Genomic DNA, 18,878 nt, shown 5'->3' on the forward strand with positions numbered 1-18,878 from the left:
CAGTTCGTCTCGGGCCGTCCCCCGGGTCGTGCCGCCAGCGCAGTCATCCCAAATCCCGCATTTCGATTCTTCATCGCGGGTGCCCCTGTGAACCTTGGGAGTCAGGCATCATGACCCAGCAGTCAGTGCGGCCGAAGACCGGTGCGGAGGACGCGGGCCCCGGCTCGCGCGTCCCCGCCGGCAGATCGTGGCTCGACCGGTACTTCCACATATCCGACCGCGGTTCGACCGTGGCCCGGGAAGTGCGCGGCGGTGTCACGACCTTCATGGCCATGGCGTACATCCTTCTGCTCAACCCGCTGATCCTCGGCGGCAAGGACGTCGACGGCAATCTCCTCAGCCAGCCCGCCCTGATCACCGCCACCGCACTCGCGGCGGCGGCGACCACCCTGCTCATGGGCTTCGTCGGCAAGGTCCCGCTCGCGCTCGCCGCGGGCCTCAGCGTCTCCGGCGTCCTGTCCTCGCAGGTCGCCCCCGAAATGACCTGGCCGCAGGCCATGGGCATGTGCGTGATGTACGGCGCGGTGATCTGCCTCCTGGTGGTCACCGGTCTGCGCGAGCTGATCATGAACGCGATCCCGCTCCCGCTGAAGCACGGCATCACGATGGGCATCGGCCTGTTCATCGCCCTGATCGGGCTCTACAAGGCCGGATTCGTCGGGAAGGGCACCGCGACCCCGGTGACCCTCGGCCCGGCCGGTGAACTCGCCGGCTGGCCCGTCCTCGTCTTCGCGGTCACCCTGCTGCTGATCTTCATGCTCCAGGCCCGCAACATCCCCGGCGCGATCCTCATCGGCATCGTCGTCGGCACCGTGGTCGCCGTCGTGATCAACAAGGTCGCGGACGTCGACCCCAAGATCTGGAGCAGCGGCCCGCCGGAGCTCAAGGGCTCCGCGGTCTCCTCGCCGGACTTCTCGCTCTTCGGCGACGTCGACTTCGGCGGCTGGGGCGACGTCGGCGCGATGACCGTCGGCTTCATCGTCTTCACCCTCGTGCTCGCCGGCTTCTTCGACGCGATGGCCACCATCATCGGCGTCGGTACGGAGGCCGGGCTCGCCGACGACAAGGGCCGCATGCCCGGCCTGTCGAAGGCGCTGTTCATCGACGGCGCCGGCGGGGCCATCGGCGGTGTCGCCGGCGGTTCCGGGCAGACGGTCTTCGTGGAGTCCGCGACCGGCGTCGGCGAGGGGGCCAGGACCGGCCTGGCCTCCGTCGTCACCGGCCTGTTCTTCGCCGCCTGTCTCTTCTTCACCCCGCTCACCGCGATCGTGCCCGCCGAGGTGGCCTCCGCCGCTCTCGTCGTCATCGGCGCGATGATGATGCAGAACGCCCGGCATGTGGACTGGAGCGACCGCTCCGTGGCCATCCCGGTGTTCCTGACGGTGGTCCTGATGCCGTTCACGTACACCATCACCACCGGTGTGGCGGCGGGCGTCATCTCGTACGTCGCCATCAAGGCCGCCCAGGGCCGGGCCCGTGAGGTCGGCGCGTTCATGTGGGGCCTGACGGTGATCTTCGTCGTCTACTTCGCCCTGCACCCGATCGAGAGCTGGCTCGGCGTCAGCTGACCCGACGCCCCACTCACCGTAGGAGACCGAGATGCTGGACATCGCCGAGGAGCTCGACCGCTGGGCCGGGCAGGGACGCGACTTCGCCGTCGCCACCGTCGTCGCCGTCGGCGGCAGCGCCCCCCGCCAGCCGGGGGCCGCGCTGGCCGTCGACCGCGACGGCACGGCGATCGGCTCGGTCTCCGGCGGGTGCGTGGAGGGCGCCGTGTACGAGCTGTGCCAACAGGCGCTCGACGACGGCCTGACCCGCCTCGAACGCTTCGGCTACAGCGACGAGGACGCCTTCGCGGTCGGCCTGACCTGCGGCGGCGTCATCGACATCCTGGTGACCCCGGTCCGGGCGGACGACCCCGCCCGGCCGGTGTACGCCGCCGCGCTCACCGCCGCGGCCCGCGGCGAGGCGGCGGCCGTCGCCCGGATCACCGAAGGGCCCGCCGAACTCCTCGGCCGCCCCCTCCTCGTGCGCCCCGAGGGGGATCACCGGGGCGGGCTCGGCGGGCACCCCGAGCTGGACCGCACCGCGGCGGCCGAGGCCCGCGCCCTGCTGGACCAGGGCCGCACCGCCGCCCTCACCATCGGCGCCGACGGCTCGCGCTGCGGGCAGCCCCTCACGCTGCTCGTGGAGTCCAGCGTGCCGCCGCCCCGGATGATCGTGTTCGGGGCCATCGACTTCGCCGCGGCCCTGGTCCGGGCCGGCAAGTTCCTCGGCTACCACGTCACGGTGTGCGACGCGCGCCCCGTCTTCGCGACGAAGGCCCGCTTCCCGGACGCCGACGAACTGGTGGTGGACTGGCCGCACCGCTATCTGGCCGGAACCGCGGTGGACGCCCGCACGGTGCTGTGCGTCCTCACGCACGACGCCAAGTTCGACGTGCCCCTGCTGGAGGCGGCGCTCAGGCTGCCCGTGGCGTACATCGGCGCGATGGGCTCCCGCCGCACGCACCTCCAGCGCAACGAGCGGCTGCGCGAGGCCGGGGTGACCGAGCTGGAGCTGGCCCGCCTGCACTCGCCGATCGGGCTCGACCTCGGAGCCCGTACGCCCGAGGAGACGGCCCTGTCCATCGCCGCGGAGATCGTCGCCGTCCGGCGCGGCGGCAGCGGCGCCCCGCTGACCGGCGCGCACACCCCGATCCACCACCCCGGCGGGCTGCCGCCGGCGGGGCGCATCGGCTCGGTGGCCTGAAACAGCGCCCCGGGAAGGCCGTCCACGACGGGCGGTTAGCCGCCACGGCACATTCGCGCCAGGCGTGGACCGTCCCGCGGCGGGCGGTTTACCGGTAGATCATCACCATGACATTCACCCCCTCCACCGCCACGGGCCGGGCGAGACCCGCACGCGCCGGGCGCCGCACCCTCGTGATAGCCACCGCCGCCGCACTGATGAGCGGCGCGCTGCTCCCCATCACGGCCACCGCATCGGCCGCCCCGGCCCCCGCCGCCGGAACCACGCCCGCGGCCGGGCCCGTCCACCGCTATGACATCACCCTCGTCACCGGTGACGTCGTCCACTACACCGACGGCGCGGGCAACCAGGACACCGTCACCGTGGACCGCCCCGACGGCGCCACCGGCGGCGTCCACGTCCAGCAGGCCGGGGACGACATCTACGTCCTCCCCGACGAGGCGCAGAGCCTGCTCGCGGCCGGCAAGCTGGACCGCCGCCTCTTCAACGTCTCGGCGCTCGCGGAGATGGGCTACGACGACAGGACGACCGGCGGCATCCCGCTGATCGCCACCTACCCCGCCGCCAAGGCCCGTTCGCTGCCCGCCGCCCCGCGCGGCAGCAAGGCCGTCCGGAAGCTGGAGTCCATCCACGGCGCCGCCCTCAAGGCCGGCAAGGACACCGCCCGCGCCTTCTGGGACGACATCGCCCGCACCGCCACGGCCCGTTCGCTGGACAACGGCATCGCCAAGCTCTGGCTCGACGGGCGCGCCGAGGCCGCCCTCAAGGACTCGGTGCCGCAGATCAACGCGCCGCAGGCGTGGGCCGAGGGCTACGACGGCAAGGGCATCAAGGTCGCCGTCCTGGACACCGGCATCGACGAGGACCACCCGGACGTCAAGGACCGCATCCTGGAGACGAAGAGCTTCGTCCCGGGCGAGGAGGTCGACGACAAGAACGGCCACGGCACGCACGTCGCCTCCACCATCGCCGGCTCGGGCGCCGCGTCCGGCGGCGCCAACAAGGGTGTCGCCCCCGAGGCCGGGCTGCTCGTCGGCAAGGTCCTGAGCGACGGGGGCTCGGGCGCCGACTCCGGCATCATCGAGGCCATGGAGTGGGCCAAGGCGCAGGGCGCCGACATCGTCTCCATGAGCCTCGGCTCACCCGTCGCCGACGACGGCACCGACCCCATGTCCCAGGCCGTCAACTCCCTCTCCGCGGACGGCGGCCCGCTCTTCGTGATCGCCGCCGGCAACGCGTACGGCGCGGGCACCATCGGCTCGCCCGGCTCCGCCGACAAGGCGCTCACCGTCGCCGCCGTCGACAAGCGGGACGGCCGCGCCGACTTCTCGTCCATGGGCCCGCTGGTGCGCAGCTACGGCCTGAAGCCGGACCTGTCCGCGCCCGGCGTCGACATCAACGCCGCCGCCTCGCAGTCCGTCCCCGGCATCGAGGGCATGTACCAGTCGATGTCCGGTACGTCGATGGCCACCCCGCACGTCGCGGGCGCCGCCGCCATCGTCAAGCAGCGCCACCCCGACTGGTCCGGCCAGCGCATCAAGGACGCGCTGATGACCTCGTCCAAGGTGCTGCCCGACTACACCCCGTACGAGCAGGGCACCGGCCGCCTCGATGTGAAGGCCGCCATCGACACGACCGTCGAGGCCACGGGCTCCGTCCCGGTCGCCGCGTACAACTGGCCGCACAGCGCCTCCGACCCGGTCACCGAACGCACCATCACCTACCGCAACACGGGCACCGCCGACGTCACCCTGAACCTGGCGACCGACAGCGCGTCGGACGCCTACACGCTCTCCGCGAAGCAGCTGACCGTCCCGGCCGGCTCCACCGCCGAGGCCGTCCTCACGCTCGACCCGTCGAAGGTGGACGCGGGCACCACGTTCTCCGGCCAGGTCGTCGCCAAGGACGCCTCGGGCGCCGTCGTCGCGCACACCGGCTTCGCGCTCAACAAGGAGCAGGAGCTCTACGACCTCACGCTCCGGCTCCGCGACCGCGCCGGCAAGCCCATGGACGGCACCGTCGTCCTCGGCGCCCTCGGCGACCCGTCCCTGACGCCCGTCGCCGTGTCCGGTGACACCACGCTGAGGCTGCCCCCGGGCAACTACACCGCCTGGGCCGCCGCCGACGTCCAGGGCGACACCGCCGACTCCAAGGCCCTCGCCTTCCTGGCGGCCCCCGAGATCATCCTCGACAAGCCGGTCACGGCCACGCTCGACGCCTCCAAGGCCCACAAGATCAGCGTGCGCACGCCGAAGGAGACCGAGACCCGCCAGCTGCGCTACGACATGGCGCGCACCGCACCCGACGGCACCGTCCAGCGCGACGCGTACCAGATCCCGCTGACGTACGACCAGCTCTGGGCGAGCCCCACCCAGAAGGTCACCCAGGGCGACTTCTCCTTCCTGACCCGCTGGCGCCAGGGCGAGAAGCTGCTCGACCTGACCGCCGGCGGCCGGGACGTCCCGGCCACCGTGCAGAACGGCTCCCCGGTCGCCGAGGACAGCCGCGCCAAGCTCCGCGGCGTCTACGCGGGCAACGGCTCCGCCGCCGACTACCGGCACCTCGACGCCCGGGGCAAGGCCGTCGTGATCCGCAGCAGCGACACGGTGGCCCCGGCCGACCGGGTCGCCGCCGCCGTCGCCGCCGGCGCGAAGGCGCTGTTCGTCGTCAACCAGGGCGACGGCCGGCTGATGGAGTCCTACGGCGAGTACGGCACCACGCTCGCCCTCCCGGTCGCCACCGTCCAGCGGCTGGCCGGCGAGAACCTGATCAAGGCCGCCCGGCGCGGCGAGAAGCTCACCGTCGAGCAGCACAAGTACGCGAGCTACGTCTACGACCTGGTCGACCGCCACGACGGCACCGTCCCGGACCGCTCGCTCGCCTTCGCCCCGGCCACCCGTGACCTGGCGAAGATCGAGAACACCTTCTACGGCCACCGCGACGTCGTCGGCGGCGGTTTCCGCTACGACATCCCCGAGTACGGCCCCGGGCTCGGCTTCGCCGAGTACGAGAAGTTCCCCGGCACCCGCACCGAGTGGGTCACCCCGCTGCCGGGCGCCTCGTTCTGGTACGAGAACCACGCGCAGTACAACGCCGAGGGCACCGACACCGCGCTGGAGCAGCGCGGCGGCGAGATGGACTACCGGGCCGGCTCCACCAGCAAGGCCGATTGGTTCGCACCCGTCACCCGGCCGCGCCTCGGCACGGGCTACTGGGGGCCGTTCCGCTCCCAGTGGGGCGACATCCAGTACAACGTCACCCCGTGGACGGACGGCGGCGCCGGTCACTCGGGCGCCATGCCGGACAAGGAGTACGACACCGGCAAGGCCGCGGTCTACCAGGGCGACAAGCTGCTCGACGAGGCACCGGGCCGGGCCGGCTACGTCGGGAACCTGCCCGCCGAGGAGCTGCCCTACCGCCTGGTCCTCGACGCCTCGCGCGACGCGGACACCTGGAAGACGTCCGTCCGCACCCACACCGAGTGGTCGTTCGTCTCGGGCGCCAACGACCCGGACGGCCCCTACCAGGTCGACATCCCCATGCTCCAGCTCGACTACGACGTCGCCACGGACCTCGCGGGTGACGTACGGGCCGGCAAGTGGACCGAGATCGGCCTCTCCTCCACCACGCAGGAGTGGCTGGACGGCGCGGTGAAGGCCACGAAGGCCTCCCTGTCGGTGAGTTACGACGACGGGAAGACCTGGAGCGCGGTGCAGCTCAAGAAGGACCGGACGGGTTCCTGGACCGCCCGGTTCAAGACTCCGAAGAAGGGCGCCACCGCGGTCTCGCTCAAGGCCCACGCCGAGGCCGGCGGCGGCCTCGCCGTGGACCAGGAGATCATCCGGGCCTTCGGCCTGAAGTGACCCGCTGATCCTTCCTCCGAGTCCTTCCTCCGAGGCGGCCGTCCACCCGGGAGCGGGTGGGCGGCCGTCTTCGCGCGGGTCCGCACGGCTCATTTATATGCATCATACATAAGAAGTGTATGATGCATAAGGAAAGGCTCGGTGCGGGGGGCCGGACACAGCAAGTCGAAGGAACAGCGCAATGACACTGGAGAACAAGGTCGCCCTCGTCACCGGAGGAGCCTCGGGCATCGGCGAGGCCGTCACCCGGCTCTTCGTCGAGCGCGGCGCCCGCGTCGTGGTCGTCGACCTCCAGCAGGAGGCCGGGGACACCCTGGTGGCCGGTCTCGGGGAGGCGGTGGCGTTCCTGCGGGGCGACGTCTCGGACCGCGCGGTCGCCGACCGGGCGGTCGCCACGGCCGTCGAACGCTTCGGCGGCCTGGACGTCCTGGTGAACAACGCCAGCGCCTCCCGCGTCCGCCCGTTCACCGAGCAGACCGACGACGACTGGAAGCTCGCCCTGGACACGGGGCTCTTCGCCACCCGGAACTTCATGCTCGCCGCGTACCCGGAGCTCAGAAAGGCCCAGGGCGCCGTCGTCAACTTCGCCTCGGGCGCCGGGATCGACGGCCAGCCCAACCAGGCGTCGTACGCCGCCGGCAAGGAGGCCATCCGCGGACTGAGCCGGGTCGTCGCCAACGAATGGGCGGCGGACGGCATCCGGGTCAACGTGGTCTCCCCGATGGCGAGGACCGCGGGCGTCGCCGCCTGGGCCGAGGCCCACCCCGAGCAGTACGCCCTCTCCGCGGCCAAGGTCCCCCTCGGCCGCTTCGGCGACCCGCGCACGGACGTCGCGCCCGTCATCGCCTTCCTCGCGAGCGACGACGCGCGTTACATGACCGGGCAGACCCTGATGGCCGACGGCGGCGCGATCAAGCTCCGCTGACCCGCTCCGCCGCCTCCGGCGCCCCCGTTCCGCCGCCAGCGGGACGGGGCCCTGCGCACGGGGAGGAAGCACGCGCGGGCCAGGCAGCGGAGACCTCCGCTACTCGAGGACCCGCGGGTTGGCCGCCACGATCTCCTCCGCGACCGTCCACAGCCGGGGCACGAAGCGCAGCACCGCGTCGCGCCGGGCGAGCAGGTCCCCGGTGTGCGCGATCCCGGTGAGATCGGCGACCGCCTCCCGGAACGCCGGCAGCCGGGCGGTGTGCAGCGCGGGCGCGTCCACGGCCAGCACGGTGTGGCAGCGGGCGAAGGTCGCGAGGATCCAGAACACCGCCTCCCGGTGGTCGCCCCGGTCGGCCAGCTCGCGGCTGCCGTCCAGGGCGACGGGCCGCGCCCGCTCCGTGAGGTCGCCGGCGAAGAAGAACGGCGTGCGCACGACGGGGACCGTGGCGTCGAACGTCCGCGCCAGCTCGTCCAGATGGTGCCGCACCAGCGGCGCGGAGACCTCCGCGCAGCCCAGGAGGGCCAGCAGTTCGGGATACAGCGCCTGCTGCCCGTAGGCGGTGAGGACGTCGCGCGCGGCGGGGTAGCGCAGCCGGATGGTCGGGTTGCGCAGGGCGGCCACCAGCGGGACGTGCGTGGTGACCCCGGTGGGGAAGAGCCACGCCAGCACCCGGGCGGCGAACGGCTGCGCGGTGTCCAGGGCGGCGAGCCGGCTCTCGACGCGGTGCCGGGCGTCCCGGCACCGCCGCAGCACGTGCTCCCGCCGGGCGAAGCGCGGCGCGACGTACGCGTGGAGCGCGCGCAGCCGCCCCGTGGGGTCATCGATGACCGTGTCCCGGCGGAAGACGCCCGCCAGGTGGTACGCGCCCAGCACCGCTTCCGGGTCGGCCAGCAGCGGCCACGGCTCGTAGGTGATCTCCAGCAGCGCGCCCCGGTACAGGAGCTTGCCGGGCTTCGCGGGCGCCTCGGACCCCGCCGTCACCACGACCACGTCCACGTCCGAGGAGCCCGGCCACTCCATGTCGTCCGGCCGCCCGACCGCGGACCCGCTGAAGCAGGCCCCCAGGTAGTCCGGCGCGGGGCGGGCGTGCGCGGCCACCCAGTGCGCGGCGGCGGCACGCGCCTCTCCGAGTCCCATGCCCGAGTGCCTACGCGCCGGTCCGGCTCGGCGTCAAGCACGGGCGGGCCGCCGGAGGTAGCGTCGGCGGGACTTCCCCCGTCCCGCGAAACGCCGGTGAGGCCGCCATGAACAAGATCGTCTACTGGATGTCGATGTCCCTCGACGGCTTCATCGAGGGCCCGCACCGGAACATCGACTGGCATGTGGTCGACGACGAGCTGCACCGCTACTTCAACGACCGGTTGGCCGGCATGGGCGCCATGCTGGACGGCCGCGTCACCCATCAGCTGATGGCGGACTTCTGGCCCACCGCCGACCAGGACCCGGCCAACGCCGGGCCCACGGCCGAGTTCGCCCCCATCTGGCGCGACACCCCGAAGTACGTGTACTCGCGGACGCTGGACCATGCCGACTGGAACACCACGATCGTCCGCGAGGTCGTCCCCGAGGAGGTCGCGGCCCTCAAGGAGCGGGCCGACGGCGACCTCGCCCTCGGCGGCGCCGGCCTCGCCGCGTCCTTCGCCGCCCTCGGCCTGATCGACGAGTACCGCGTCTACGTGCAGCCGGTCCTCATCGGCCGGGGCAAGCCGATGTTCCCGGCGGAGGAGACCGTGCGGCCCCTCCGCCTCACCGGCACCCGGACCTTCGGCAACGGGGTCGTGGAACTGCGCTACGAGCCCGCCGGGCGGTGACGCCCGCTCAGCCCGTCCCGGTCCCGGTCCCGCCGCCCGTCCCGGTGGCGGTCACCAGCGCCATGTAGCGGGCCCAGTCCCAGTACGGGCCGGGGTCGGTGTGGTCGTTGCCCGGGGCCTCGCTGTGCCCGATGATGTGCGCCCGGTCCTTGGGGATGCCGTACGTGTCGCACAGCGAGGCGGTCAGGGCGGCCGACGAGCGGTACATCGCGTCCGTGAACCAGGTGGGGTCGTCGACGAAGCCCTCGTGCTCGACGCCCAGCGACGAGGCGTTGGCGCTGCGCGCGTGGTACGCGGTGTCGGCGTCCCGCACCATCTGGGTGATCTGCCCGTCCGACGACCGCACCACGTAGTGCGCGCTCACCTCGGACACGGGGTCCTGGAACCAGCTGATCGAGCCCGCGTACGAGCCCTGGGTGACGTGGACGACGATCTTGTCGATCTTCGCGGTCCGGCCGGTGGTGTAGTTGTTCGGGTCGGCCGGGACCCAGAGCGCGGCCGGGTAGTCGGCGCTGCGGGCTCCGGAGCCGGCGGCCGGGACCCCGTCCCGCTCCGGGGAGACCGGCCGCCCGGTCACCGTGATCCGCTCGCCGTCCGGGGTGAGCGCGGCGATCCCGTCGGCCAGGAAGGTGTAGACCGCGTCGGCGTAGAGCGCGGCGGCCGTGCCCCGCGTACCGCTGTAGCGGGCGACGGCCGGGTACCAGGCGTCGATGTCGTCGCGGTCCGCCGCGTCGAGGCCCAGCCCGTCGGCGTAGCCGCGCAGCACCGCCGCGCCGCCCAGGATGTTGGCGGCGGTGTCGGTGCGCAGGGCGGCGACGGGTTCCCCGGTGAGGGCGGCGGCCCGTTCCAGGGTGTGCCGCGCCGGGTTGCTGACCAGGTGCATCACACCGAAGCCGCCCGCCTGGCTGGGCCGTCCGGCGTGGCCGTCCAGGTGGGTCTCGCCGTACCCGACGGCGGCGAGCAGATCGCGCGGTACGTCGAACGCCTCGGCGGCCCGTGCGAACGCCCGGTCCATCGGGCGCCCGGGGTCCGCCGCCGCGAGGGCCGGGCACGCGGTCGAGGCGAGGACGGCGGCGGCGAGGGCCGCCAGGACGGAGGTGCGTGTGGGCATACCCGCTCCTGCTCTGTGGGGGGAGGGCGCACGGGGCCGGGCACCCGTGAAGCCTGCTCACGATAGAGAGCCACCGAAGGTATGACAATCTGCCCGTGCGCGTGTCGAGCCACCGCTACTCCAGAGGAGTTGACGGCCCGCGAGCGGGCGCGCGCCGCCAGGAATTCGTACACCTGGACGGCAGCCCACCGCACGGGGGAACGCGGACCGGACCCGCCGCCGCCAGGGCGTATAACAGAGAACTCCGGACCGGCCGGCGTCCCCGATGGCACTCACATCTCACGCGGCAAGGCGTCACCGCGTACGACAGCGGAGCCCGATGAGCATGAGCACGGCAGACGAGATCAGCACCCTGCTGACCGCGAACTTCGGAACCGACCCCGTGGCGATCCGCCCCGACGTGCCGCTCAGGCAGCTCCGGCTGGACTCGCTGGCACTGGAGGAGCTGCGGCTCCTCATCGAGGACCGCCTCGACGTCGACCTGGACGACGTCGAACTCACCTCGCGCGACACCGTCGGCCAGCTGGTCGACGCCGTGCACCGCAAGGCCGCCGCGTGACGGCCCCCCACCGGCTGCCGCCGTTCGCCGCGGCCGTCACCGGCATCGGCCTCGTCACCTCGGCGGGCGTCGGAGCCGAGGCCACCTGGCGCGCGGTGAACGACCCCGCGACCGCCCCCTGCGTGCCGCACCGGCCGGAACTGGCCGGTCTGCCCTGCGACTTCATGTACAGCGTGACCGGCCTCGACACCCGGGCCGTCCTCGGGGTCGCCGCACACCGGCTGATGGACCGCTTCTCGCACCTCGCCGTCATCGCCGCCCGCGAGGCCGTCGCCGACGCGGGGCTGGACCCCGCCGTCTGGGACAGCGGCCGGGTCGCCGTCGTCATCGGCTCCGCCCACGGCGGCCTGCCCTTCTACGACGAACAGCACACCGCCCTCACCGAACGCGGCGCCCGCCGCGTCTCGCCCAAGCTCGCCCCGCTCACCGTCGTCAACGGCGCCGCCAGCAGCGTCGCCACCGACCTCGGCGCGCACGGACCCAGCCAGGCCGTCTCCACCGCCTGCTCCTCCGGCACCGTCGCCATCGGCACCGCCCACCAGCTGCTGCGCACCGGCGCCTGCGACATCGTGATCGCCGGAGGCGCCGAGTCCGTCTGCTCCCGGCTCCTGATCGCCAGCGCCTGCCGCCTCAAGGCCGTCTCCACCCGCCGCGACGACCCCCGGGCCGCCTGCCGCCCCTTCGACACCCACCGCGACGGCTTCGTCGTCGGCGAGGGCGCCGGGCTCCTCGTCCTGGAACGCCCCGAACACGCCCGCGCCCGGGGCGCCGCCGTCCGCGCCCACGTCACCGGCTACGGCGCCTCCAGCGACGCCTACTCCGCCGTCGCCCCCGACCCCGACGGGCGCGGCATCGAACGCGCGCTGCGCGCCGCCCTCGCGGACGCCGGGACCGACGCCGCCGCCATCGGCCACGTCAACGCGCACGGCACCTCCACCGTCGCCAACGACCTGATCGAGACGGCCATGCTCCGCCGGGTCCTGGGCGAACACCCCCTCGTCACCTCCACCAAGGCGATGACCGGCCACACCCTCGGCGCCGCCGGCGGCATCGAGACCGCGCTCACCGTCCTCGCCCTCCAGCACCAGCTGGTCCCGCCCACCGTCAATCTCGACGCCCCCGACCCGGAGATCCCGGTCGAGGTGGTGAGCAAGGAGGCCAGGCCCGCGGCGTTCGACGCGGCCGTCAAGACCTCGCTCGGCTTCGGGGGCCACAACGCCGCTCTCGTCCTCACCAGGTGACCGGGGCCGAGGACCAGAGCTCATGACCGACGAGATCATCCGCACCCTCACCGTCGACGGCCTGCGCTACCGCTACCGCGTCCTGCCGCGGCCCGCGCCCCGCACCGAACCGGTCGTCCTCCTCGGCGGCGCGCTCCAGGGGATGCACGGCTGGCCGCACATGGACGACCACCTCGGCCCGCACGCCTCCGTGGTCACCCTGGACCTGCCCGGCATGGGCGGCGCCGACCCGCTGCCGCCCGGCACCGGGGACGACCTCCTGTGCGCCGCCGTCACCGGCGTCATGGACGACCTGGGCGCCGAACGGGTCAACCTCTTCGGCTTCTCCTACGGCACGTCCATCGCCTTCGGCTGCGCCCGGCGCGACCCCGGCCGGATCGCCCGCCTAATCCTCGGCGGCGTACCGTCGCACATCAGCGAGGCCCAGCGCGACGGCTGGGCGCGGGCCGTCGGCCGGCTGGACGCCGGGGACGCCGAGGGGCTGGCCCGGCTCACCGCCGAGGCGCTGATGTGCCTGGACCCGGAGCGCCCCGTCCACCGCAGGGACCTCGCCCTGCGCTACGTACGCCGGTCGTTCCTGCACGCCCTCACGCACTCCCCGCACACGGAGGGCTCGCTGCGCAGGTCGCTGGAGCACCGCCCGGACTTCTCCGGCGGGCTGACCGGGGTGCCCGCGCTCGTCTTCGCGGGCGAGCACGACACCGTGACGTCGCCGGACCACCAGCGGGCCTTCGCGGCGACGATCGAGGGCAGCCGCTTCCTGACCATCGGCGAGTCGGACCACTGGGTCGTCCTCCAGCGCCCCGACGACGTGGCGGACCTGGTGGCCCGCTTCGTCACCGACCGGCCGCTGGAGTCCGCCCCCGCGCTGCTGCCGCTCGCCGCGCTGCCGCGCCCGCGTGCGGAGGCGGCCGGCGCGGCGGCGCCGCGGGCGGGCGGCTGACCCGCCCGCCCGCGGCGGACGGGTCAGCGGTGCCCGTTCCCCTTCCCGTGTTCCGGCGCGTTCACGTCGATGCGCACGATCTGCGGGTCGTGGTCGCTCGCCTGGTCGGCGAACTCCGCGTTGATGTGCACCACGTCGTAGTCGAAGCGGCGCACTCCCGGACTGGTCAGGATGTGGTCGAGGGTCTGCGAGTTGCCCTCGTACACATAGCTGTACTGCTCGTTCTGCGGCAGCGTGGTGATCAGCGGCTTGAGCACCTTGCCGTCGGTCAGCGCGGCCACGGTCGGCGAGAACGCGAAGTCGTTGAGGTCGCCGAGGACCACGACCCGCGCCGACCCGTCCGCCGCGAGCAGCGACTTGACGAAGGTGTTGACCTCCTTCGCCTGCTGCACGCGCTTGGTCTCCGAGCCGCGCACCGGCTCCTGGTAGCGGCCGTGCAGGGGCTGGTCGCCGCCCTTGGACGCGAAGTGGTTGCCGACGACGAAGACGGACCTCCCGTGGAAGCGGAACTCGCCGACGAGCGGCTTGCGGCTGTCGTCCCAGGCCGCACTGGACGGGGCGATCCGGCCCGGCGACACCGACAGAGCCACGCCCTTCTTCGTCTTCACGGCCGCGACCGGGGTCGTCGCGTTGCCGCCCGCACGGTCCACGAAGTCCACCCGCTCGGGGTTGAAGAGGAACACGTTGCGGATGTTGCCGCCGGGCTCGCCGCCGTCCTTCTTGTCCTGCGGGGCGACACAGCGCCAGGAGTAGCGGGGCCCGCCCGCCGCGACGATCGCGTCCGTGAACCGCTGCAGCGTCGCCTCGGAGCCGACCGTGCCGTCGTCGACCGCGCCGTTGTCGTCCTGGATCTCCTCCAGGGACACGATGTCGGGCGAGGAGAGGTTGACCGCGACGCCCTCGGCCAGCGTGTCGAACTTCGCCTGGTCGTCGAGCGCGTCGAGGTTCTCCACGTTGTACGTGGCGACCGCGAGCTCCTTGCCCTTCTGCTCGCGCGTGACCTCGCGCCGCAGATGGTGGTCGGTGACCTCGCCGAGCGCGGTGGCCTGGAGGTTGTAGCCGCCGTACGAGTCGTAGTCCAGGACGCCCGAGGTGGTGCCGGACAGCACGTCACCCACGTTCGCGGCCGGCACCGGCGCGGCCGGGTCCAGCGACATGACCTTGATCCGGCCGGAGTTCTGGTCGGTGTACGAGGCGTAGAGCGTGCCGCCGCGCCGGGTCGGGTTCTGCCGCGGCTCGACCGTCACCCAGACCTCGTGGTACGCGGTCGTCGCGCCGGTCACCCGGGTGTCGGCGATCTGGACCCGGGTGCCCTCCAGGGACTCGTACAGGTCCAGCGCGTACGTCGAGGGCTCCAGCGGCAGCGCGTCGATCGAGCCGCCCTCGGCCGAGGGCACGTACTGCCCGGGGACGGCCTGCGCGTCCAGCACCACCGGCGCGGGCAGTGCGTTGCCGGACGAGACGACCGTGACCTTCGGGGCGGTGATCTCGGTGACCGACTGGGTGGTGGACGACGGGTAGTACTCGTCCACGGTGCCGCTGACCAGCACCGAGTCGCCCACCTTCACGGCCGGGGCGGTGGAGCCGGTGTACACGAAGACGCCCTCGCCGGTGCGCGGGTCGGCGTCCGGGGCGGTGTCCTGGATCCAGAAGCCGCGCGAACCGGTGGCGCGCACCGCCGTGACGACGCCGGGGACCCCGGTGACCGCCCTGCCGTCCAGCGGGGAGACACGGGTGGTGCCCTGGATGTCGTGGACCCGTACGGTGCCGGGCTCGGTGGGATTGCCCGGGCCGCCCGGGTCCTCGCCGCCGCCCGCGGACTCGCCGGCCGCGTTGACCGGGGAGGGGGACGCCGCGGTGAGGTCGGCCGCGTTGTCGTCGGTGTCCGCGAGCGAGGCCGCGCGCGCCACGGAGGCGGTGGCCGAGGTGCCCTTCGCCGGTCCGCTGCCTTCCCGGACGACCGCGGTGCCGTAGCCGACCAGGTCCACGATCCGGGTGTCGGCGGCGCAGTCGGCGGCCGTCTTGCAGGTCAGCGGGGCCGTCCCGGAGACCAGGGCGACGGTGCCGCTCGTGGCGGACATGGCCACGTTGCCGGTCGCGTCCGGGGCCGGCAGGGCGACCGTGCCGCCGGCGCCCGCCGCCTCCGCGACGAGATAGCGGGCACCGGGCGCGACGGAGCCGGTCAGCGCGGACACCTGCCACAGCGAGCCCGCCGAGGGGGCGCCCGGCAGGTACTGGACGCTGAGCCCGTCGAGGGCGTACGCGGCCGAGCCGGCGTTGGCCAGCTCGATGAAGTCACGGGTCAGCGTCGCACCGGAATTGCCGCCGCCGCCGTACACCTCGGAGATCACCGCGGTCGCGGACGGGGCGGCGAAGGCGGCGGGCAGCGCGGTCGCCGAGAGCGTCACGGCTACCGCGCCGGCCAGCAGGGCGGAACGGGTGGTGGATATGCGCACGGAAAGGCCCCTCAGAGTGTGGTGAGGGAGCACAAGCTATGCGCGTAGAACAGCCCATGACAAGACATCAGAGATGAATTCCGCGAAACGTTCGGTGGTGCGGGGCCGGTGACGGGCCGGCGGCGCGCGTCGTCCGGGCCGCGCGCCGGCGACCATACCCCGTACCGCCGCCTCACACGGCCGGCACCCGGTCCAGGAAGCCGCTGACCGAGGCGATCCGGCCGTCCTCGGCGAGCGTGGCCACGTCGAAGCCCGCGACCGGCGCCGAGCCGTCGGGTGCGACCAGCTCCCACCCGAAGCGGACGAGCGCGTGGTGCCCGTCGACCGCACCGGCCGGGCGGAAGGTGAACCCCGGGAACTGCTGCCGCGCCCCGGCGATGGCGCTCGTCAGCTGCTCGTGGCCGCGTACGTCGGCCAGCGGATCGGTGTACGTGGCCTCGTCGGTGAACGCCGCGGCGACGGCCTTCCCCAGCTCATCGGCCCCGGCGTTCCAGGCGGCGAAGTAGCGCCGCACGGCGTCGTCGTACGTGGTCATGGCGGGTCCCTCCGGTAGGGCTTCCGGCCGGTGGGCCGGGAGCGCCGTGCTCGTGGGGACCACGGTGTCCGACGGCGCGCGGGGCGTCGATTACCTCCGGGGTAAGGGGGAGGGGCCCGGTCTACACCTCGTCCGCGATGACGTGCACCGCGGCCTCCTCGGCGGAGGCGGCGGCGCCGTCGATCCCGACGTCCTCGCCCGCCGTGCTGTCCGGCTCGTCGATGTCCAGGTCCCGGGTGAGCCGCCCGGCGCGTACCGTGCCCACCTCGCCGTCCCACGGCTCGCCGTCCCCGTCCACGACGTCGCCCACCCCGTCCCCGGGCGGGCCGTCGTCCTCGGGCCGCTCGCGCGCCAGCCGGCTCTCCAGGGACTCGCCCCGGTGCTGCTCGGCGGCGGTGGTGCCCAGGTCCTCCACGGCGTAGGGGCGCTCGGGAGGCGAGTAGCCGCGGTCCAGCACGTCTTCCACGTCCGGATCGTCCAAGGTCTCCTCCGTGTCGAGCTGCTCGACCGGATCGGATGCCTCCGACTCCTGCTGGGGCTGATAGACGTCGTCGCCCAGACCGGCCTCGTCCATGGCGCTTCCCTTCCCGCGGCGGGGCTCCCCTTCAGCATAGGCAGCCCCCGCCACGGCCCGCAGGGCGCGCGCCCCTGCGTCCGGCACGGGTCTGCGCGACCATGGACAGTGCAAGGGGCCGGCCCGGAGAGTCGTCTGGAGAGCCGTCATGAAGTACCCGGAGAGCTACGAGCTCGTCTTCCAGTCCGCGGCAGTGGAGGACGACGCCGTGACCGTCCACCGGACGGCACAGAGCGGTGCGGGCGGACACCCCGTCTACGAGGACGACACGGGAATCGTCCGCGCCGAGATCAGTGATCACGCGGAGGTGCGCATGCTCGCCAGCGGCGGCCACCAGCACTTGGGGACGCCGGTGGTGGTGCGCGAGGAAGCCGCCTGAGACGGCTGACAACCGACGCCCGGCCCGCACCCCGGACCGGGCGTCGTTCGCGTGCCCGTATCACGGGGAAACGTGCCCGTACATCATGCCGAGGCAGGACAATCCGGCCGCACGCCTCCCACACTTGGTCGAAATTTTGCCCCTGGTGAGGGGTAGCGGGAGTGCACCAGGCAGACTCACCCTGTAGGAATCTCGCCACGAAGAGGATCACGCATGATCACGTTGAAGAAGGAAGACGGCCCGGCGGACCTGGACGGGGTGACCCACCTCTCCATCGGCGTCTCCTGGGACCCCACCGTCGGCAGCAGTGGCGGGCTGTTGGGGAAGCTGAAGCAGAAGAAGGGCACCGACCTCGACCTGATCGCCATCGCGATGCAGGGCGCGGACCCGGTGCGGCTGGCCGGACTGGACTCCCTGGACCCGCTGGGCAACGGCTCGCTGGTCCACAGCGGTGACAACCAGACCGGCAAGGGCGACGGCGACGACGAGACGGTGACCGTCGACTTCGCCAAGGTCCCCTCGAACGTCACGGCGATCGTCTTCGTCGCCGCCGCGTACAAGAAGGGCAGCTCCTTCCAGAGCGCCCGCAACGTCAGCATCAAGGTCTACGACGCCACCGGCGGCAGCAGCCAGCAGGTCGCCGACATCTGGCCGTCCCTGCTCACCAGCGACAACGGCTGCGCCGTGGCGAAGGCCATGCGCGTCGGTGCCGGCTGGAAGCTCCAGGTGATCAACGAGACCGGCAAGATCAAGCAGGGCGACGAGCACGCCCTGATGCGTTTCGCGATCAGCAAGTAATACGTGCCGGGCCCGGCCCCGGTCCGTAACCGCCAGGTCAGTCGACCCGGCGCGCGCGGGCCGGGGCCGTCGGGTTCCCGGCGGCCAGCGGCGACCGCGCCAGCTCCACGCACCCCGCCGCGATCAGCCCCAGGGCCAGCAGCTCGGGCAGCACCCACCAGCCGGTGCGTACCTCCTCGCCGAACAGCGTCACCCCGTACAGGACGCTGATCAGGGCGTCCCCCAGGGTCAGACACGGCTGTACGGCGACGAGCGTGCCCGCCTGAAGGGCGTTCTGGAGGAGGAACAGCGCGCCGACCCCCGCCGCCGCCGTCGCGTACAGCTGCCAGGAGCCGAACAGCGCCCCCGCCCCGCCCTCGTCCAGCCGCGCCATCGCGTCCTTCATCAGCGCGGCGGTCAGCGCGTAACCGCAGGCGGCGGCCGTGGCCAGCAAAGCGGCCCGGACATTGCCCCGGGCGGTCAGCGCGCCCGCGATCAGCAGCGCCTCGAACACGCCCGTCAGGATCAGCGCCGGCACCCACGCGGCCCCGTGCACGGCGTCGCTGCCGCCGCCCGGCGCGGCCGTCGCCATCCCGAGGGCCAGCCCGGCCGTCACGGCGGCGACCCCCAGCCACACCGCCCGGGGCACACGTGCCCGCATCATCAGGCCGGCCAGGAGCAGGGTCGCCGGGAGCTCGATCACGAAGATCGGCTGCACCACGGAGATCGGTCCGGTGGCCAGCGCCACGGCCTGGCAGACGGCGGCGACGATCACCAGGGCGATCCCCGCGAGCCACACCTTCTGGCGCAGCAGATGCCCGATGAGCGACACCCGCATGGCCTCGGTCTGCGGCACTTCGAGGGCGGCCCGGCGCTGGAGCACGGAGGCGGAACCATTGCTGAGAGCGGTCAGGACGGCGAACAGGACGGCGATCACGGGACCATGATGC

15 protein-coding genes and 1 pseudogene are annotated in these 18,878 nt (G+C 73.1%); 10 read left to right on the forward strand and 6 right to left on the reverse strand.

Features of this window, described 5'->3' with window-relative positions; all coding sequences use genetic code 11:
* The first annotated feature begins 110 nt into the window (after positions 1 to 110).
* The 4 genes from FKN01_RS08805 to FKN01_RS08820 all read left to right on the forward strand — a co-directional run bounded on the left by FKN01_RS08805 (position 111) and on the right by FKN01_RS08820 (position 7,539).
* Positions 111 to 1,568, forward strand: coding sequence for an NCS2 family permease (locus tag FKN01_RS08805; RefSeq protein ID WP_143618204.1), 1,458 nt, complete (start codon positions 111 to 113; stop codon positions 1,566 to 1,568).
* Between the two features lie 31 nt (positions 1,569 to 1,599).
* Positions 1,600 to 2,751 carry an XdhC/CoxI family protein gene (locus FKN01_RS08810; RefSeq protein ID WP_143618206.1) on the forward strand — a complete coding sequence of 384 codons (1,152 nt, stop codon included), beginning with the start codon at positions 1,600 to 1,602 and terminating at the stop codon, positions 2,749 to 2,751.
* Between the two features lie 197 nt (positions 2,752 to 2,948).
* Positions 2,949 to 6,614, forward strand: coding sequence for a S8 family serine peptidase (locus FKN01_RS08815; protein WP_398931636.1), 3,666 nt, complete (start codon positions 2,949 to 2,951; stop codon positions 6,612 to 6,614).
* A gap of 181 nt (positions 6,615 to 6,795) precedes the next feature.
* Positions 6,796 to 7,539: an SDR family NAD(P)-dependent oxidoreductase gene (locus FKN01_RS08820; protein ID WP_143618210.1), complete on the forward strand. Its 744-nt coding sequence runs from the start codon at positions 6,796 to 6,798 to the stop codon at positions 7,537 to 7,539.
* Positions 7,540 to 7,638: 99 nt separating this feature from the next.
* On the opposite strand, the gene FKN01_RS08825 is transcribed toward FKN01_RS08820, so the two are convergent.
* Complete coding sequence (locus FKN01_RS08825; RefSeq protein ID WP_143618212.1) at positions 7,639 to 8,679, reverse strand: hypothetical protein; 1,041 nt, start codon at positions 8,677 to 8,679, stop codon at positions 7,639 to 7,641.
* A gap of 107 nt (positions 8,680 to 8,786) precedes the next feature.
* On the opposite strand from FKN01_RS08825, the gene FKN01_RS08830 reads away from it, so the two are divergent.
* Complete coding sequence (locus FKN01_RS08830) at positions 8,787 to 9,353, forward strand: dihydrofolate reductase family protein (RefSeq protein ID WP_143618214.1); 567 nt, start codon at positions 8,787 to 8,789, stop codon at positions 9,351 to 9,353.
* A 16-nt stretch (positions 9,354 to 9,369) separates the two neighbouring features.
* Here FKN01_RS08830 and FKN01_RS08835 read toward each other — a convergent pair.
* Positions 9,370 to 10,464, reverse strand: a pseudogene (locus FKN01_RS08835) (N-acetylmuramoyl-L-alanine amidase); the annotation flags it as partial.
* 325 nt (positions 10,465 to 10,789) lie between these two features.
* Between FKN01_RS08835 and FKN01_RS08840 the strand changes: the two are divergent.
* Genes FKN01_RS08840 through FKN01_RS08850 form a run of 3 tightly spaced genes read left to right on the forward strand, consistent with a single transcriptional unit; the run spans position 10,790 to position 13,207 of the window.
* Positions 10,790 to 11,023: a phosphopantetheine-binding protein gene (locus tag FKN01_RS08840; RefSeq protein WP_185992794.1), complete on the forward strand. Its 234-nt coding sequence runs from the start codon at positions 10,790 to 10,792 to the stop codon at positions 11,021 to 11,023.
* Positions 11,020 to 12,264 carry a beta-ketoacyl synthase gene (locus FKN01_RS08845; RefSeq protein WP_143618220.1) on the forward strand — a complete coding sequence of 415 codons (1,245 nt, stop codon included), beginning with the start codon at positions 11,020 to 11,022 and terminating at the stop codon, positions 12,262 to 12,264. The genes FKN01_RS08840 and FKN01_RS08845 overlap by 4 nt, the downstream gene beginning before the upstream one ends.
* A 22-nt stretch (positions 12,265 to 12,286) precedes the next feature.
* A complete protein-coding gene (locus tag FKN01_RS08850; protein ID WP_143618223.1) occupies positions 12,287 to 13,207 on the forward strand; it encodes an alpha/beta fold hydrolase in 921 nt (306 codons plus the stop codon).
* A gap of 23 nt (positions 13,208 to 13,230) precedes the next feature.
* Here the strand turns inward: FKN01_RS08850 and FKN01_RS08855 are convergent, their stop codons facing one another.
* The 3 genes from FKN01_RS08855 to FKN01_RS08865 all read right to left on the reverse strand — a co-directional run bounded on the left by FKN01_RS08855 (position 13,231) and on the right by FKN01_RS08865 (position 16,772).
* A complete protein-coding gene (locus FKN01_RS08855; RefSeq protein WP_143618225.1) occupies positions 13,231 to 15,663 on the reverse strand; it encodes an endonuclease/exonuclease/phosphatase family protein in 2,433 nt (810 codons plus the stop codon).
* Between the two features lie 172 nt (positions 15,664 to 15,835).
* Positions 15,836 to 16,198: a nuclear transport factor 2 family protein gene (locus FKN01_RS08860; RefSeq protein ID WP_143618227.1), complete on the reverse strand. Its 363-nt coding sequence runs from the start codon at positions 16,196 to 16,198 to the stop codon at positions 15,836 to 15,838.
* Positions 16,199 to 16,319: 121 nt separating this feature from the next.
* Complete coding sequence (locus FKN01_RS08865; protein WP_143618229.1) at positions 16,320 to 16,772, reverse strand: DUF5709 domain-containing protein; 453 nt, start codon at positions 16,770 to 16,772, stop codon at positions 16,320 to 16,322.
* A gap of 148 nt (positions 16,773 to 16,920) precedes the next feature.
* Here FKN01_RS08865 and FKN01_RS08870 point away from each other — a divergent pair, with 148 nt between their 5' ends.
* Complete coding sequence (locus FKN01_RS08870; protein ID WP_143618231.1) at positions 16,921 to 17,151, forward strand: DUF6296 family protein; 231 nt, start codon at positions 16,921 to 16,923, stop codon at positions 17,149 to 17,151.
* A gap of 213 nt (positions 17,152 to 17,364) precedes the next feature.
* Complete coding sequence (locus FKN01_RS08875) at positions 17,365 to 17,949, forward strand: TerD family protein (protein ID WP_143618233.1); 585 nt, start codon at positions 17,365 to 17,367, stop codon at positions 17,947 to 17,949.
* A 37-nt stretch (positions 17,950 to 17,986) separates the two neighbouring features.
* Here the strand turns inward: FKN01_RS08875 and FKN01_RS08880 are convergent, their stop codons facing one another.
* Positions 17,987 to 18,865, reverse strand: a complete 879-nt coding sequence (locus FKN01_RS08880) for a DMT family transporter (protein ID WP_143618235.1) — start codon at positions 18,863 to 18,865, stop codon at positions 17,987 to 17,989.
* Between the last annotated feature and the right edge of the window lie 13 nt (positions 18,866 to 18,878).

Origin of the sequence: Streptomyces sp. 130, assembly GCF_007096885.1 — a bacterium.
GTDB lineage: Bacteria > Actinomycetota > Actinomycetes > Streptomycetales > Streptomycetaceae > Streptomyces.

What these genes read in the sequence shown, in the direction of transcription:
- FKN01_RS08815 (WP_398931636.1), top strand. Translation starts at nt 2,949, where the DNA reads ATGAGCGGCGCGCTGCTCCCCATCACGGCCACCGCATCGGCCGCCCCG.
- FKN01_RS08810 (WP_143618206.1), top strand. Translation starts at nt 1,600, where the DNA reads ATGCTGGACATCGCCGAGGAGCTCGACCGCTGGGCCGGGCAGGGACGC.
- FKN01_RS08805 (WP_143618204.1), top strand. Translation starts at nt 111, where the DNA reads ATGACCCAGCAGTCAGTGCGGCCGAAGACCGGTGCGGAGGACGCGGGC.
- FKN01_RS08820 (WP_143618210.1), top strand. Translation starts at nt 6,796, where the DNA reads ATGACACTGGAGAACAAGGTCGCCCTCGTCACCGGAGGAGCCTCGGGC.
- FKN01_RS08865 (WP_143618229.1), bottom strand. Translation starts at nt 16,772, where the DNA reads ATGGACGAGGCCGGTCTGGGCGACGACGTCTATCAGCCCCAGCAGGAG.
- FKN01_RS08825 (WP_143618212.1), bottom strand. Translation starts at nt 8,679, where the DNA reads ATGGGACTCGGAGAGGCGCGTGCCGCCGCCGCGCACTGGGTGGCCGCG.
- FKN01_RS08870 (WP_143618231.1), top strand. Translation starts at nt 16,921, where the DNA reads ATGAAGTACCCGGAGAGCTACGAGCTCGTCTTCCAGTCCGCGGCAGTG.
- FKN01_RS08840 (WP_185992794.1), top strand. Translation starts at nt 10,790, where the DNA reads ATGAGCACGGCAGACGAGATCAGCACCCTGCTGACCGCGAACTTCGGA.
- FKN01_RS08860 (WP_143618227.1), bottom strand. Translation starts at nt 16,198, where the DNA reads ATGACCACGTACGACGACGCCGTGCGGCGCTACTTCGCCGCCTGGAAC.
- FKN01_RS08875 (WP_143618233.1), top strand. Translation starts at nt 17,365, where the DNA reads ATGATCACGTTGAAGAAGGAAGACGGCCCGGCGGACCTGGACGGGGTG.
- FKN01_RS08850 (WP_143618223.1), top strand. Translation starts at nt 12,287, where the DNA reads ATGACCGACGAGATCATCCGCACCCTCACCGTCGACGGCCTGCGCTAC.
- FKN01_RS08830 (WP_143618214.1), top strand. Translation starts at nt 8,787, where the DNA reads ATGAACAAGATCGTCTACTGGATGTCGATGTCCCTCGACGGCTTCATC.